This window comes from Janthinobacterium violaceinigrum, from assembly GCF_009208555.1.
In the GTDB taxonomy this organism is placed as follows: domain Bacteria; phylum Pseudomonadota; class Gammaproteobacteria; order Burkholderiales; family Burkholderiaceae_D; genus Janthinobacterium; species Janthinobacterium violaceinigrum.
Genome location: NZ_WFLI01000049.1, coordinates 1 through 15950 on the forward strand (window position 1 = coordinate 1; position 15950 = coordinate 15950).

Sequence of the window (15950 nt, forward strand, 5' to 3'; positions counted from 1 at the left end):
GTGCGGTAGTCGGCGCGCTGGCGGCCGGCGTGGCCGTGCTGGCCTTGCGTCCGCCGCTGGGCGCCTGGCCATCGCTGCAGGAATTGCGCGCCGACTACCGCACGGGCACGGGTGAACAGCGGCAAGTGGCCCTGTCGCAGCAGATGACGGTGCAGATGAATACGCAGACGCGCATCAATGTGCTGGCGCCGGAATCGATCGAACTGCTGGGCGGCGAAGCGGAAATCCTCGCCAGCGGCGCGCGCCAGCCCGTGACGGTGGCGGCGGGGGCAGGGCGCTTGCTGGCGCAGTCGGCCCGCTTCAATATACGCCACACGGGCGATGCCGTCTGCGTCACCTGCCTGGCGGGCGCCGTGGACGTGGTCTGGCAGCAGCGGCGCCAGACCCTCGATGCGGGGCAGCAACTGGTGTACGACGACGGGGCCGCGCAAGCCGTCACGGCCGCGGCTGCGGGCGAGGCCAGCGCGTGGCGCACGGGCGCGCTGTCGTTCGTCGGCAAGCCGCTGTCCGAGGTGGTCGATGAAATTAACCGCTACCGGCCTGGCCGCGTGCTGCTGCGCAATGCCGAGCTGGGTCGCCGCCTCGTGCGCATGCGTTTTTCCATCGGGCAAACCGATGGCGCGCTGGCGATGATACGCGACCTGTATGGCGCGCAAATGACCAGCCTGCCTGGCGGCATCGTGCTGCTCAGCTGATATCCGTTTGCCCTGCGGCAGGGCAGATAAAAATATTTTTCAAAAAACATTATCCCTTCCGCCGTCCAGCTACGTCATGGAGGCATGGACGCTTGCGCTACCGCCAGGCTCCGTTCCCTTCTCTCTAGCCAGGAAACCATTGCCATGACCAAGCTTCACACTGCCCAGCGCCCAGTCCCAAACGTCGACACGGGCGCGCAGCGGTCCTCCACGCTGGGCAGCCGCTTGCGGCTCACGCCGCTCGCTTACGCGCTGACCACCATGCTGATGGCGGGCGCTTTTGCCACGCCCGCGCGCGCGCAGCAGGCGTTCAGCGGCAGCTGGTTCGCGGCCAAGGGCGCGGCGCAGAATACGGCGGCCACCTCGGGCCGGCTGCCGAATGGCCAGCCGCTGCCGCTGGGCAGCCGGCCCGAGGGCCAGCAACAGCAGGCAAATGCGCAGTTGCAGCGCTCGCTCAACAACCTGAACTTGGCTGCGCGCGCCATCGCCGCCCAGCAAGCGGCCCAGGCGCAGGCGCGCCAGGCTGCCGCGGGCGGCGCCAGTGCGCCAAACGGCCTGGCGCAGGGCGGCTTGCAGGTCGACACCAACAGCCTGACGGCCGGCTGGCTCAATGCCCAGGCCCCCGTGCAGACGGTAGCGGCGGGCAAGACGGCCGTGGTGGTGCAGCAGACGGCGGACAAGGCCATCCTGAACTGGGAAACGTTTAACGTCGGCAAGGACACGACCTTGACGTTCCAGCAGCAAAAGGATTGGGCCGTGCTGAACCGGGTCAACGATCCGCAAGCCCGTCCCAGCCAGATCCAGGGCCAGATCAAGGCCGACGGCACGGTGCTGCTGGTCAACCGCAACGGCATCGTGTTTACGGGCACGAGCCAGGTCGACACGCGCAGCCTGGTGGCGGCCGCGGCCCGCATCAGCGATGCGCAATTCCAGAAAAACGGCATCTACAGCGCCGGCACGGCTGGCGCCACGACGTTGACGGATGCGGCCGGCAAGGTGCAGGTGCAGGCGGGCGCGCGCCTGGCCAGCAATGCGCCCAAGGGCAGCACGGAAGGGGGCGGCTACGTGATGCTGCTGGGCCAGGAAGTCCACAACGGGGGCGAGATCAGCACGCCGAAAGGCCAGGCCCTGCTGGCCGCCGGCGACAGTTTCGCCATCAAGAAAGGCGTGGGCACGGATGGCAACCCCCTGTCGACCACGCGCGGCAGCGAAGTCACGCCCCAGTTCGCGGCCGGCAGCACAGCGGGCAAGGTGGTCAACACGGGCCTGATCCAGGCGCGCGAAGGCGACGTCACCCTGGCCGGGCGCACGGTGCAGCAGGACGGCGTGCTGCTGGCGTCCACCACCACGGCCACGCGCGGCACCATCCACCTGAACGCGCTGGGCAGCGACGCGGCCGTCACCGTGGGACGGGGCGCCACCACGGCCATTCTCGTCGAGGACGACGGCAAGACGACGGCGCTCGACAGCCAGCGCGACGCCATGCGCGGCCCGGCCGTGACGTCCACGGAAAACATCCTCGCCGTCAACGACCGCCGCGACCAGTCGCGCATCGAGATCGGCAGCGCCGGCACGGTGGAATTCATGGGCGATTCCTTGACCCTGGCCACGGGCGGCCAGATCGCCGTCAACGCGGCCAGCCGCAGCCTGCTGCGCGACGGCGCGCAGCTCGACGTCTCCGGCGCCGTGGGCGTGAAGGTGGCGATGGAAGCGAACAATGTCGAAATCAACGTGCAGGGCAACGAGCAGCGCGATGCGCCCGTCAACCGCGACGGCAAGGCCTTGATCAATAACAATATCTGGGTGGACCGCCGCAAGCTCGTGTTCGTACCGAAAGGCACGAACGGCTACGACAGCGACCGCTGGTACACGGCCGGCGGCTTGCTGGAAGTGGCCGGCTACCTGGGCACGCAGGGCCACTCCGTCAGCGAATGGATGGCGCAGGGCGGCACGGTCAGCTTCGGCGGCAAGGATGTCGTCACGCAGCTTGGCTCCAGCATCAACCTGTCGGGCGGCACCCTGGACGTGCAGACGGGCGCGCTGCGCCAGACCTGGCTGAAAGGCGCGGACGGCAAGCTGTATGAGGCAGGCAGCGCGCCCGCGGACCTTGCGTATGCGGGCGTGTACAAGGGTTACGAGGAAGAGCACGCGCGCTGGGGCAAGGATGCCAGCGCCTTTTACGCCAATCCATTGATCGCCGCGCAAAAGCGCCTGGAAAACGGCTACACGGTGGGCCGCGACGCGGGCAAGCTGGTGGTGGCCACGGGATCGGCCGTGCTGGAAGGGGGCATCGCGGGCGACGTCTTCCAGGGCGAGCGCCAGGCGCAGGCGCCGCAAGCGCTGCTGGACGGTTACCAGCAGTCGCAGCTGGCGGCCGCGCAGCGGGGGCAGCTGGTCGTGGGCCAGTATCAGCCCATGTTCGACAAGCGCACGGGCGTGCTGCAGCATGCGCTGTCGGCCGTCATGGACGAGGTGCGCCTGACGCGCGTGCAGGACGGCATCGCCGCCGGCCTCGACGTGACAGGCGTGCTGTCCACTGAGCGCGAGGGCAAGCTGCTGCTCGACACCACCTTGCTGAATAATCAGCAATTGGGCGCCCTGCGCATCGCCGCCAAGGGCGCGATCACCGTCGATAGCGCGCTGCAGGTGGCCGATGGCGGCAATATCACCCTGTTCGGCAAGGACGTGGCCATCAATGCCAGCCTGCGCAGCCGTGGCGGCAGCATCGCGGCCGGCAACGTGCTGAACCAGATCGGTGCGCTGGGCATGCTCGATACCTTCGTCAATCCGGGCGTGCCCCCAGGCACGCTGGTGCTGGCCGACGGCGTCACGCTCGATGCCAGCGGCTTGTTCAGCAATGTGCTGCGCGATCCGCTGGCCGCCGCCGGCCTGCCTTACGTGAACGGCGGCAGCGTTTCGCTGCGCACATATGGCGACGTGCGCATCGGCAATGGCAGCCTGATCGACGCGAGTTCGGGCGCCGCCATCCTGGCGCAGGCGAAACAGCAGGGCGGCAAGGGCGGCAACGTCACCCTGGCCAGCTATGGCGCGACGGCCGACCTGGTGCTGGGCGAGGGCGCGCAAGTGCGCGGCCACGGCGTGGCGGGCGGCGGCAAGCTGGAATTGCAGGCCAACAAGATCATGATCGGCAACGTTGAAAAATCCGGCGCGGGCAGCCTGCAGCTGGACGGCGACTTCTTCGACAAGGGCTTTTCCAGCTACAGCCTGGTCGGCAAGCAGGGCGTGACGGTAGCGGACGGCGCGCAGGTGGATGTGCGCATGCCGGTATTGCGCGTGGTGGACAATGAAAAACTGGCCCTGTGGACGCCGGAACAGGTCACGGAAAATCCGCTGAAGGGCACCTTGACGCAGCGCAAGGGCGCCAGCCTGGCCCTGCAGGTGGGCGATATCCAGTCCGGCGCGGCCGACATGGCCATCGCCGAATTGCTGGTGGGCAAGAATGCCGTGGTCAGCGTCGATGCGGGCCAGTCCATCAAGCTGTCCAGCGTGGGCCAGCTGACGGTGGACGGGCGCCTGAACGCGTGGGGCGGCAAGATCAGCCTGGGCGGCGTGGGCGTCAACGGGGCGGTGTCCGAGGCGGTGGAAGCGGCCGGGCATGGCCGCTCCATCTGGATCGGCGAACATGCCGTGCTGGACGTGGCCGCGCGCGCCGTCAGCGCCACGGATGCGCAGGGCCGGCGCTACGGCAAGGTGGTCGATGGCGGCAGCATCGTCGTCGGCGGCGAGATCGACCATGCGCAGGGCAGCACGTCGGCGGCCAGCCTGTTCGTCGTCGTGCGCGACGGCGCCGTGCTCGACGCGTCCGGCGCGCATGCCGTGCTCGACGTCAATGGCGACGCCATCGACGTGGCCAGCGCGGGCGGCAGCATCGCGCTGGCGTCGAACAATGGCTTGTATCTCGATGGCCAGCTGCAGGCCAGGGCGGGCGGCGCGGGCGCGGCGGGCGGCACCCTGTCCGTGGCCACGGGCACGCCCGAATACCTGAAAGTGCTGGCCACGCCCAAGGTGCTGCAGGGCCGCCAGCTGGCCATGACGCAGCGCCAGGGCGCCAGCGACCTGGCCGCGCACGTGAGCGCGCAGGACGCCGCGGCAACGCTGCAGTATGGCCACGGCCGTTTTTCCGTGGAGCAGGTGGAGGCGGGCGGTTTCGCCAACCTGGCCCTGCTGGGCGCCGCCTCCTTCGACGGCGACGTGGCGCTGCGGCTGCAGCAAAGCTTCCAGCTGTACGGCGCGCCCGTGCTCACGCCCGGCAGCCAGCCCGGTGCGCGCATCAGCATCGCGGCGCCGTATGTGCGCCTGGCCAGCATCAAGCCGGCCGGCCGCGATTTCTATACGACGCCAGGCAGCGCGGGGGTGTCGCCGGTTGCCAGCCAGATCAGTATTGCGGGCGACCTGATCGACGTGCGCGGTATGGTGAACATCCTGGCTGACGACGTGCGCCTGAGCAGCCGCGGCGACCTGCGCTTCCTGCTGTCGCCCTTGGGCTGGGACGGCAACCAGCCGTCGACGGTATTGTCCTCGCCCGGCGACATGACCCTCAATGTGGCCCAGCTGTATCCGGCCACGGGCGCCGGCGCCGCCGTGCGCGTGGGCTATGGTTCCGTTGGCGGCAAGTTCGGCTACGATCCGGCGCACAGCCTGACCATCGGCCGCAGCACGGCGGACGTGCCGGCCATGCCGTCTTCCGCCTTCGGCTCGCTGGAGCTGGCGGCCGCGCATATCGAGCAGGGCGGCGTCGTGCGCGCGCCGCTGGGCCGCCTGGAGATCGGCGTGGCCCGCTATGACAATGACAAGAGCCTGACGGTCAATCTGCTGGCCAACAGCATCACCTCCGTCAGCGGCGCCGGCATGGTCATGCCGTATGGCGGCACCGTCGACGGGCAGAACTGGAACGTGGATGGCAAGGCGGCCACCTTCATCGGCGTGGGCGGCGTCAATTCGCAAGGCGGCTTGCGCATCGGCGTGGAAATGGCGGGCGTGGCCGTGGATGTGCAGCCGGGCGCGCTGCTCGACCTGTCCGGCGGCGGCGAACTGACGGGCGCCGGCTTCATCGCCGGCCGCGGCGGCTCCACCGATGCGCGCTACCATCCGCTGTTGCAGGTGGGAGCGAACGGCGGCTTTGTGCTGCCGGGCCTGGCCACCAACCCCGTGTACGCCATCGTGCCGGGCGTGCAGGCGCCGCAAGCGCCTTCGGGCGGCGAAAAGGCGGCGTCCGACCCGGCCGTGGGCCGGCAGGTGACGATAGGCAGCGGCGTGCCGGGCCTGGCGGCCGGCACCTACACGCTGATGCCGTCCACCTACGCCCTGTTGCCGGGCGCCTTCCGCGTGGAACTGAACGGCCTGGCGGGCCAGGGCGGCGCCGGCAGCGTGGCGCAGCCGCTGCGCAACGGTTCCTGGGCCGCGCCCGGCACCCTGTCGATCGCGGGCACGGACATCCGCGCGCCGCTGGCCAGCCAGCTGATACTCACGCCGGCCAAGGTCTTGCGCACGTATTCGCAGTACAACGAAACGGGCTATGCCGCCTTCGCGCTGGCCGACGCGCAAACGCGGGGCATTCCCCGCGCGCTGCTGCCGTCCGATGCGAAAACGCTCAAGCTGACCATGGCGCCCGGCGGCGGGGCGGACACGCTCCAGTTCCGCGGCACGGGCAAGTTCGCCGCCGCCGAGGGGGGCTACGGCGGCACCGTGGTGCTGATGTCGAGCAGTCCTTCCGCTGGCGACATCGAGATCCTTGGCGACGGCGCGCCGGGCACCAGCGGCGCCGGGCAGGTCAGCGTGCGCGCTTCAAGCCTGAACAATATCGGCGCGGCGCGCATCGTGGTGGGCAGCTCGCCGATCACGGAATTTGGCCAGGGCGGCAATTATGTGAATTTCGGCAACAATTTTGCGCGCGCCATCTACCTGCGCGCGGGCGCCGTGCTGTCCGCCCCTGAAGTATTCCTGATCGCCCAGGACCCCAGCAATACCGAGCTGGGCATCGGCGTGATCGATATCGCCGCCGGCGCAGGCATCAGCACCTTGGGCAAGGGCAAGGCCGCCTACGACGCCAACGACGGCTTCATCTACAAGAGCAAGGAGGACATCCACATGCTGGCCGCGTCGAACGGCTTGCTCAACGTGGCGCCCGTGGGCGGCACGGCGCGCGGCGGCATCCGCATCGGCATGTGCGCGCTGGCGTGCACGGACACGGCCAGCCTGTACTCGGAAGGTACCCTGCTGCTGTCGACCAGCGGCAGCTTCCAGCTGCACGACACGGCCCGCTACGGCACGCGCAACCTGAGCCTGGCCGTGGGCGCCATCAATATCGGCTCGAACGAGGCGCTGGCGGCGGCCCAGGCCAGCGGCACGCGTCCCTCCGGCCTGACCCTGAACCAGGGCGTGCTGGACCGCCTGCTGCGCGGTGATACCAGCACGGGCGCGCCCGCCCTGCAGGCGCTGATGCTGAGCGCGGCCGACAGCGTCAATTTCTATGGCGACGTGGTGCTCGACACCTACGACAAGGCGAGCGGCAAATCGAACCTGGAACGCCTGGTGCTGACCACGCCGGCCATGTATGGCCAGGGCGGGGCCGGCACGGCGGCCACCATCCGCACGGCCAACCTGATCTGGGGCGGCGCCGTGTCGGCGGCCGGCAACGTGATCGCGCACGGCGCCGGCACGGGCAGCGGCACCCTGAACCTGGAAGCGGAACGCATCGATTTCGGCTTCGGCCCATTCACCCAGCCGGCCGGTGTCGCCTCGTTCGACCGCCTGGCGCTCGGTTTTGGCACGGTCAACCTGAAAGCGTCGGGACAAGTCACGGCCAACCACAAGGGCAGCCTGTCCGTCTACCAGGCGCAGGGCGCATATGAGACGGGCAAGGGCTTCCAGTACAGCGGCGGCAACCTGCACATCAGCACGCCGCTGCTGACGGGCGACGCCGGTTCCACGCACAGCTATACGGCGGGCGGCGCGCTGACGGTGGCGGCGCCGGCCGGCGTGGCTCCCGCCGCGCCCGTCAAGAACCATGACGCGCTGGGCGCCCAGCTGGCCTTGAACGGCGACAGCGTCAGCGTGGCGACGGCCGTGGTGCTGCCAAGCGGCAAGCTCACCGTCAGCGCGCAGCACGACATCACCGTGGCCGACGCGGCGCGCATCGACATGGCGGGCCGCAAGAGCACCTTCTTTGACGTGGATAAATACAGCTGGGGCGGCGACGTCATCCTGGACAGCCGTGCCGGCGACATCCGCCAGGGGGCCGGGAGCGTGATCGACCTGTCGGCGGAAAACAATCGCGCCGGCAGCCTGAAGGCCGTGGCGCTCGACGGCGGGGCCGGCACGGTGGACTTGCAGGGCAAGATCCTGGGCGGCGCCAGCGGCAGCTACGACGCGGGCGGCACCGTGGTGCCCTACAAGCAGGGCAGCGTGGACGTGCGCGCGCAGACCCTGGGCGCGGGCGGCACCCTGGACAGCCAGTTCGCCTCGCTGAACCAGCGCCTGACGGACGGCGGCGTGACGGGCGGGCGCAGCTTCCAGCTGAAACGGGGCGACTTGACGATAGGCAATGAGGTCAAGGCGGGCGAAGTGCAGGTGGCCGTCGACAATGGCCGTCTCACCGTCGCCGGTGTGATCGACGCCAGCGGCGAGCGCGTGGGCAGCATCCGCCTGGCCGGCAAGCATGGCGTCACCTTGGCCGGCAACGCCGTGCTCGACGCGCATGGCACCGTCCTGCGCGTCGACAGCTATGGCAAGATCATCGACAGCCCGAACCGGGCCACGGTGGAACTGAATGCGGGCGAGGGTGTATTGAACCTGGCCGGCGGCGCGCAGATCGACGTGCGCCATGGCACTGCCGCCGTGGCGGGCAAGGGCAAGGGCGAATACGACGGCGCCGCGCGCGGCACGGTGGAATTGTATGCGCCGCGCCTGGGCAGCGGCGGCGCGCGCACGGATGCGGACGCGGCCACCTTTGGCGACATCGCCATCGCCGCCGGTGGCGGCTTGACCATCCGCGGCGCGAAATCCATCGCCGTCAACGCCATGCAGCGCTACGACGATGCGGCCTACGCCATTGTGCCGGGCGCCAATGGACAGCCGGTGCAAGACCTGTCGGCCAGCGGCCGTCCTTACCAGGTGATCAACCAGGCGTATCTTGACAGCAAGCACGGGGACAGCACGGCTTTCATCGACGCGGCGCTGGCGAATACGGCCTTGCGCAACGGCAAACTGGCGGGCCTGGCCACGGCCGCGTATGCCGATGCGCTGCACGTGCGTCCCGGCGTCGATATCGTCAGCAAGACGGCGGACGGCGACCTGGTGGTGCAGGGCGACCTGGATCTGTCGGGCATGCGCTACGCCAGCCTCAATCCCCGCTTCCAGCGCACGACCGTGCGCGGTTCGGGCGAGGTGGGCAGCCTGCTGCTGCGCGCCGGCGGCGATTTGAGCATCTACGGCAGTATCAATGACGGCTTCGCGCCGCCGCCTGCCACCCAGGACGACAGCGGCTGGAAACTGCTGCCGGGGCGCGACTTCAACGGCAGCGACGTCATCGTGCCGGGCAAGGGCGTGACCCTGGCCGACGGCACCATCTTCCCGGGCGGCGTCACGCTCAATTACGACGTGCCCGTCAAGGCCTTCAATGTCCGCGCCAACACGCGCCTGCCCGTGGACGTGGTCCTGAACCAAGTGCTCACCTTGCCGGCCGGCACGGTGCTGGCGGCCGCCGTGCGCGACAGCACCGGCAAGGTCCTCCACGCGGCGGGCACCTTGCTGGCCACGGCACAAACCTTGCCATCCGGCACGCGCCTCGACGCGGGCAGCGTGATTGGGCAGCTGATCAAGGTGCGCGCCATGACCTGGCCGAAAGGCGTCGCCTTGCCCGGCTTGCTGGGCGAGCTCAACGTCATCACCCTCAGCGGCAAGGTGGTGCTGCCCGTCGGCGCGCTGATCCCGAATGGCACGAACGTCAAGCTGCTGCCGGGCGTGGACGCCATCGAACTGCGCCCGGAAGTGGCGGGCCGCCAGGGCCGGTTGTGGGCCATCGCGCCCATGCTGGCCGACGGCTCCCAGGCGTGGGGCATGCGCCTGGTGGCTGGCGCCGACCTGGACGGGGCCGACACGCGCGCCGTGCAGGCGCATCCCGCGCACGGCACCCTGCGCCTGGCCGACAGCCATTACGGCATGTATGGCGTGTTGATACCGCCGAAGGGCGTGCAGTACTGGACCAAGGAAGCGCAGGAGCTGGGCGAGCGCGAAGGCATTCCCGGCATCGTGGCGGGCGAGCCCATCACCGAGGAATTCACCAGCCAGTTCGGCCAGACTGTCGAGGTATTTTGTGCCAACGATCCGAGCATGTGCGTGCTGAAGGTGGCATACGTGTGGACCAGGGCGGGCGCGGAAGAGTTTGCTGACCCCAGCGTGAAGGCGGGCGACGTGGTCGACCTTGACGGCCTGGGCTGGCCCACCATGTGCGAGGAGAATCCCACCTGGTGCGGCACGTCGCAGCCCACGTTCGACTACAAGGCATCCAGCCTGCGCTACAGCGTGCTGCGCACGGGCACGGGCGACCTGGACCTGGTCAGCGGCGGCAACTTGCGCATGGACAGCCTGTATGGTGTGTACACGGCCGGCATGTCGTCGGTGGCGACGGCGGCCGGCGACCCGTACAACCTGCCGCGCGCGCGCGGGCTGGACGGCACGGTGCTGTCCAACCCCGACGGCGCGCATGAGCGCCTCGTCGACGGCGGCAGCGACAGCCTCTACCGCGCCTGGTATCCGGACCAGGGCGGCAATCTGCTGCTGCAGGTGGCTGGCGATCTGAGCGGTTCGCTGGTGGGCGCGGCGGCGGCCAGCAACGGGCGTCCCGTCAACAAGGATGGCCTGGGCGGTTCGGTGGCGGTGGGCAACTGGCTGTGGCGCCAGGGCAGCGGTGGCGTGGCCACGGGCGGCCCGGCCCAGCCGACGGCGTGGTGGATCAATTTCGGCACCTATGCTGCCCGCAGCGGCCTGGCCGACACCGTGCTGGGCTTTACGGGCTTCGGCACCCTGGGCGGCGGCAATGTGCGCGCCGACGTGGCGGGCGACGCCGGCATGCTGGCGCGGCAGGTCGGCGCTATCTACGACAGCAACATCAATGTGCGCTCGCAAGGCTTGCTGCTGGCCGTAGGCAGTACGGGCCGCGTGCTTGCCGATGGCAGCCTGCAACTGACGGGCGGCGGCGACCTGGACCTGCGCGTGGGCGGCGCCCTCAATCCCGCCAGCAAGCCCGGCGACGGACACTTGAATGGCGCGCTGGCCGACCTGCGCGGCCATGCCGACGTGGCGGCGGGCCAGCTGGGCACCGTTGCGCTGCAGTACGGCACCTGGGGGACCGACCACGTGCCGCTGGAAACGCGCGCCTTCGACGCCTTCCGCGCCACGCGCGCGACGCCACGGGGCGGCATGACCCTGGTGCCCGGCGACGCCACCTTCAGCGTGGCAACCCTGGGCGACCAGGTGCTGCAGGACGTGGCCGATCCCGGCCGCGTCCTGCAGCTCAATACCTCGTCCTATACCAGCGCGTCGGGCGAGCAGGGCGCCGGCTACAGCTGGTTCAGCCTGTGGACGCCGCGCACGGCGCTCGACCTGCTCTCCGCCGGCGGCAACATGACGCCGCTGACGGCGGGCATCGACACGGCCACCGACCTGGCCATCGTCTACCCGTCCATCGTGCGGGTCGCGGCGCCGCATGGCAGCCTGTACTATGGCAAGGCCATCACGGACTGGGGCTCCGCATCGCTGTATGCCGCGCCTTTGCTGCTGGCGCCGTCGCCCAACGCCCAGCTGCAATGGCTGGCCGGCGACTCCATCTATGCGGGCGGCTATGCCATCAGCCAGTCCGGCGCTGCCGCCGACAGCATGGCGACGCCGTTCAAGCCCGCCTTCGCGGCGTGGAACCTCAGGCCTGGCAGCCTGACACCCTTGGCCGGCAATGTCGCGAGCACGGGCGTGCCATCGTCGACAGTGAACTATCCCCTGTTCGCCTTCGGCCCCGATTCCGCCGCCGGCCCGGCCAACAGCGGCACGCAGGCGGCGCGCATCTATGCCGTCACGGGCGACCTGATGGGCGTGAATAGCGGCCGCATGGTCGCGTTTGATGATGCCCCGCGGGCGGGCGTCACCTGGTACGAGGGGGCGCAGCCGGTGTGGATGAAGGCGGGCCGCGATATCGTCAGCAGCGGCACGGCCCAGCTGGAAGCCGTGGGTGCCAGGGGCGACGGCGACATGACGTTCCGCAATTACAGCAACCTGTTCGTGCACAATAATACATTTGACGTATCGGTGGTGTCGGCCGGGCGCGACATCCTGAACAGTTCCTTCAACGTGGCCGGTCCCGGCACGCTGGACATCAGCGCAGGGCGCAACATATTGATGCAGGACAAGGGCAGCGTCGTCAGCCTCGGTCCCGTGGTGGCGGGCGACAAGCGTCCGGGCGCCGGCATCGCCATGCAGGCGGGCGTGGGCGCGGCCGGTCTCGACTACCTGCGCTTCGTCAAGCCGTATCTCGACCCGGCGAACGTGGCGCAGAAGGGCGTGCCGCTGGCCGACCAGGCCGGCAAGGTAGTGAAAGCGTACGACGCCGAACTGGCGGCGTGGCTGGGTGAACGCTATGCCTTCAAGGGCACGGCCGCCGAGGTTCTGGCCTTTTACCTGGCCTTGCCCGAGCCGCAGCAGCGCGTGTTCGCCCGCAATGTGTATTTCGCCGAACTGAAGGCGGGCGGGCGCGAGTACAACGACTGGGACAGCTCGCGCTATGGCAGCTTCCTGCGCAGCCGCAACGCCATCGCGGCCCTGGCGCCGGCCACGGACGCCAATGGCAAGGCGCTTGCCTATGCGGGCGACATCGTCATGTACCGCGGTCTGTACGCGGTGCGCAATGACGGCGAGCAGCGCTGGGATTACTACCCCCGCAGCGGCTATGTGCACACGAACTTCGGCGGCGACATCCAGCTGCTGACGCCGGGCGGCAAGCAGGTGTTCGGCATCGAAGGCGAGGCGCCGCCGGCAACCTCGGGCATCATCACCAAGGGCGGCGGCAATATCGAGCTGTTCTCGCACGGCAGCATCCTGCTGGGCCAGAGCCGCATCATGACGACCTTTGGCGGCGACATCCTCGGCTGGTCGTCGCAGGGCGACATCAACGCGGGGCGCGGCTCGAAGTCGACCATCGTCTACACGCCGCCCAAGCGCGTGTATGACAACTGGGGCAACGTGACCCTGTCGTCGGACGTGCCCAGCACGGGTGCCGGCATCGCCACCCTGGCGCCGATCGCGGAAGTGCCGGCCGGCGACGTGGACTTGCTGGCCCCGCTGGGCACCATCGACGCGGGCGAGGCGGGTATCCGCGTCTCGGGCAACGTCAACCTGGCCGCGCTGAAGGTGATGAATGCGGCCAACATCCAGGTCAAGGGCGAGGCCAAGGGCATGCCGACGGCGGCGTCCGTCAACGTGGCGGCCATGACGAACGCCAGCGCGGCCGCTTCCCAGGCCACGGCGGCAGCGCAGGACGTGGTGCAGCGCGAGCGCGCCGCCACCCGTTCCGCGCAGCCATCCGTGTTCACGGTGCGCGTGCTGGGCTTTGGCAGCGAGGCGCCGCCCGACAGCGCGCAAACGGCCCCGCAGGAAGGCGCGCGCATCGAGGCGGCCGATTACAACCCCCGCAGCGCCGTGCGCGTGCTGGGACTGGGGACGTTGCCGGAATCGGCCACGCGCCAGCTGACGGCGCAAGAGCGCAGCAGGTTGTCGCCATGATGGCCGGCATGGCGAAGGCGGCCGATGCCTTGCCCTTGCGCATGCCGGGTGCTGGCGGCCATGCGGGCATGGCCTGGTACCGGCCCGCCATCCGGCCCCGCCTGCGGGCGGCCAACGATGTGGCCCCGCCGCCATCGTTGCCCGCTCAGGGCGCCCGGCTGCAGGCGGTGCTGGAAGGCAATTACGCGGCGCTGCACCGGCGCCTGACGCGCCACCTGGGCTGCGCCGAGCTGGCCAGCGACAGCCTGCACGACGCCTGGCTGCGCCTGGGCGCGTGGACGGCAGGCGATGGCGCGCCGCTGGCGCACAGCCCCGCCGCCTATGTGTTCCGCGTTGCCTGCAACGCGGCCGTGGACAGCCTGCGCCGCAACCGCGCCTGGCTGTATGCGGACGAGCGTGACGGGGATGACGCCGCCGGCCTGGTCGATTTCCTCGCCGATACGGCGGCGGGGCCGGAACGCCTGGCCGAGCTGCAGGCCGATGTGCGCCGCCTGGCGCAGGCCGTCGAACTGCTGCCGCGGCGCCACCGGCAAGTGCTCGAAGCGCTGCGCGTGGACGAGCTGACCCGCCAGGAAGTGGCCGAGCGGCACGACATGTCGCTGCGCAACGTCGATACGGCCCTGCGCCAGGCGCTCGACCACTGCGCCCGCCACACGGGCTACGCGGCGCTGGGCGGAGTCGGCACGCCCCGGCGCAGTTTGCGCTTGCGCAAAGGACAGGCGCACATGGGCGGCTGACGGCTGTTCTGCGTTCGTTCGCGTACAGACGCGTACATCTGCTGCTGCCAGACTGGCACTTCGGGCCTGCATGCGCCCACCCAGCCAGTCCACAGCCAGGAGGAAGCGCGACATGACAGAGTGTAATCACATCAATGCGGGCCGGCGCGGCTTGCTGATTGCCGGCGCGCTGTCGGCCACGGCCGTGGCCGTGCCCCGCGTGGCGGGCGCGGCGGAAGCGGTGACTGCATCCACCCAGGCCGGTGTTGCACCGCCGCCCGTCCTGATGCAGGTGAGCCTCGACGTCAACGGCCAGCGCCGCAGCCTGGAACTCGACACGCGCACCACCTTGCTCGACGCCTTGCGCGAACACCTGCACCTGACGGGAACCAAGAAGGGCTGCGACCACGGCCAGTGCGGCGCCTGCACCGTCATGCTGGACGGCCAGCGCATCAATGCCTGCCTGACCCTGGCCGTGATGCATGATGGCGCCACGGTCACCACCATCGAGGGACTGGGCACGCCCGACAGACTGCATCCCATGCAAGCGGCCTTCATCGCGCATGACGGCTACCAGTGCGGCTATTGCACGCCAGGGCAGATCTGTTCGGCCGTGGCCGCGCTGGGCGAAATCCGCCAGGGCATTCCCAGCCACGTCAGCGTCGACCTGAACGCGCCGCCGCAGGCGACGCCGGAAGAATTGCGCGAACGCATGAGCGGCAATCTTTGCCGCTGCGGCGCGTATTCCAACATCATCGAAGCCATCGCGGAAGTGGCGGGGAGGCCGGCATGAGAGTGTTCAGCTATGAAAAGGCCGCCACGCCGGCCGAAGCGGCGGTCGCCGCCGTGCGCACGCCGGGCGCCCGCTTCATCGCGGGCGGCACGAATCTGCTCGACCTGATGAAGCTGGAGATTGAAACCCCCGCGCATTTGATCGACGTCAATGGCCTGGCCCTGGATAAAGTGGAAGCTACACAGGACGGGGGCTTGCGCATCGGCGCCCTCGTGCGCAACACGGCGCTGGCGGCCCATGCCACCGTACGGCGCGACTACGCAGTCCTGTCGCGCGCCTTGCTGGCCGGCGCTTCGGCGCAATTGCGCAACAAGGCGACGACGGCCGGCAACCTGCTGCAGCGCACGCGCTGCCCGTATTTCTACGACACGAACCAGGCGTGCAACAAGCGCGTGCCGGGCAGCGGCTGTTCTGCCATCGCCGGCTTCAGCCGGCCGCTGGCCATCCTGGGCGGCAGCGATGCCTGCATCGCCACGCATCCCAGCGACATGGCCGTGGCCATGCGCGTGCTCGACGCGGCCATCGACACGGTGCGGGCCGACGGCAGCACGCGCAGCATCCCCATCGCGGACTTTTACCGTTTGCCGGGCAGCACGCCGCAGCGGGAAACGGTGCTGCAGCCGGGCGAGCTGATCACCAGCGTCACCTTGCCGCAGCCCGTAGCCGGCACGCACGTCTACCGCAAGGTGCGCGACCGCGCCTCGTATGCGTTTGCGCTCGTGTCCGTGGCAGCGATTATCTTGCCGGATGGCACGGGCAGGCTGGCCCTGGGCGGCGTCGCACCGCAGCCGTGGAGAGTGGCCGCGGCGGAGCAGTCGATGCCCGACGGCGCTGCCGCCGTGAGCGCGCGCCTGCTGGCCGGCGCCAGACCGACGGCCGACAACGCTTACAAGCTCATCCTGGCGCAGCGCACGATTGCGGCCGTGATGGCGCAGGCATCCGCACGGAAGGGCTAAA

5 protein-coding genes are annotated in these 15950 nt (G+C 69.6%); all 5 read left to right on the forward strand.

The genetic code is table 11. From position 1 onward, the window contains the following. On the forward strand, positions 1-695 hold a 695-nt coding region (locus tag GCN75_RS26045), incomplete at its 5' end, for a FecR family protein (protein ID WP_152284949.1). Positions 696-839: 144 nt separating this feature from the next. Beyond that, complete coding sequence (locus tag GCN75_RS26050; protein ID WP_152284950.1) at positions 840-13484, forward strand: filamentous haemagglutinin family protein; 12645 nt, start codon at positions 840-842, stop codon at positions 13482-13484. Then, positions 13481-14221 (forward strand): RNA polymerase sigma factor, encoded by a 741-nt coding sequence (locus GCN75_RS26055; protein WP_152284951.1) that lies wholly within the window; start codon positions 13481-13483, stop codon positions 14219-14221. The genes GCN75_RS26050 and GCN75_RS26055 overlap by 4 nt, the downstream gene beginning before the upstream one ends. A gap of 112 nt (positions 14222-14333) precedes the next feature. Next, positions 14334-14993, forward strand: coding sequence for an aldehyde dehydrogenase iron-sulfur subunit PaoA (paoA, locus tag GCN75_RS26060; protein WP_152284952.1), 660 nt, complete (start codon positions 14334-14336; stop codon positions 14991-14993). Next, positions 14990-15949, forward strand: coding sequence for an FAD binding domain-containing protein (locus tag GCN75_RS26065; protein ID WP_152284953.1), 960 nt, complete (start codon positions 14990-14992; stop codon positions 15947-15949). The genes paoA and GCN75_RS26065 overlap by 4 nt, the downstream gene beginning before the upstream one ends. The last annotated feature ends 1 nt before the right edge of the window (position 15950 follow it).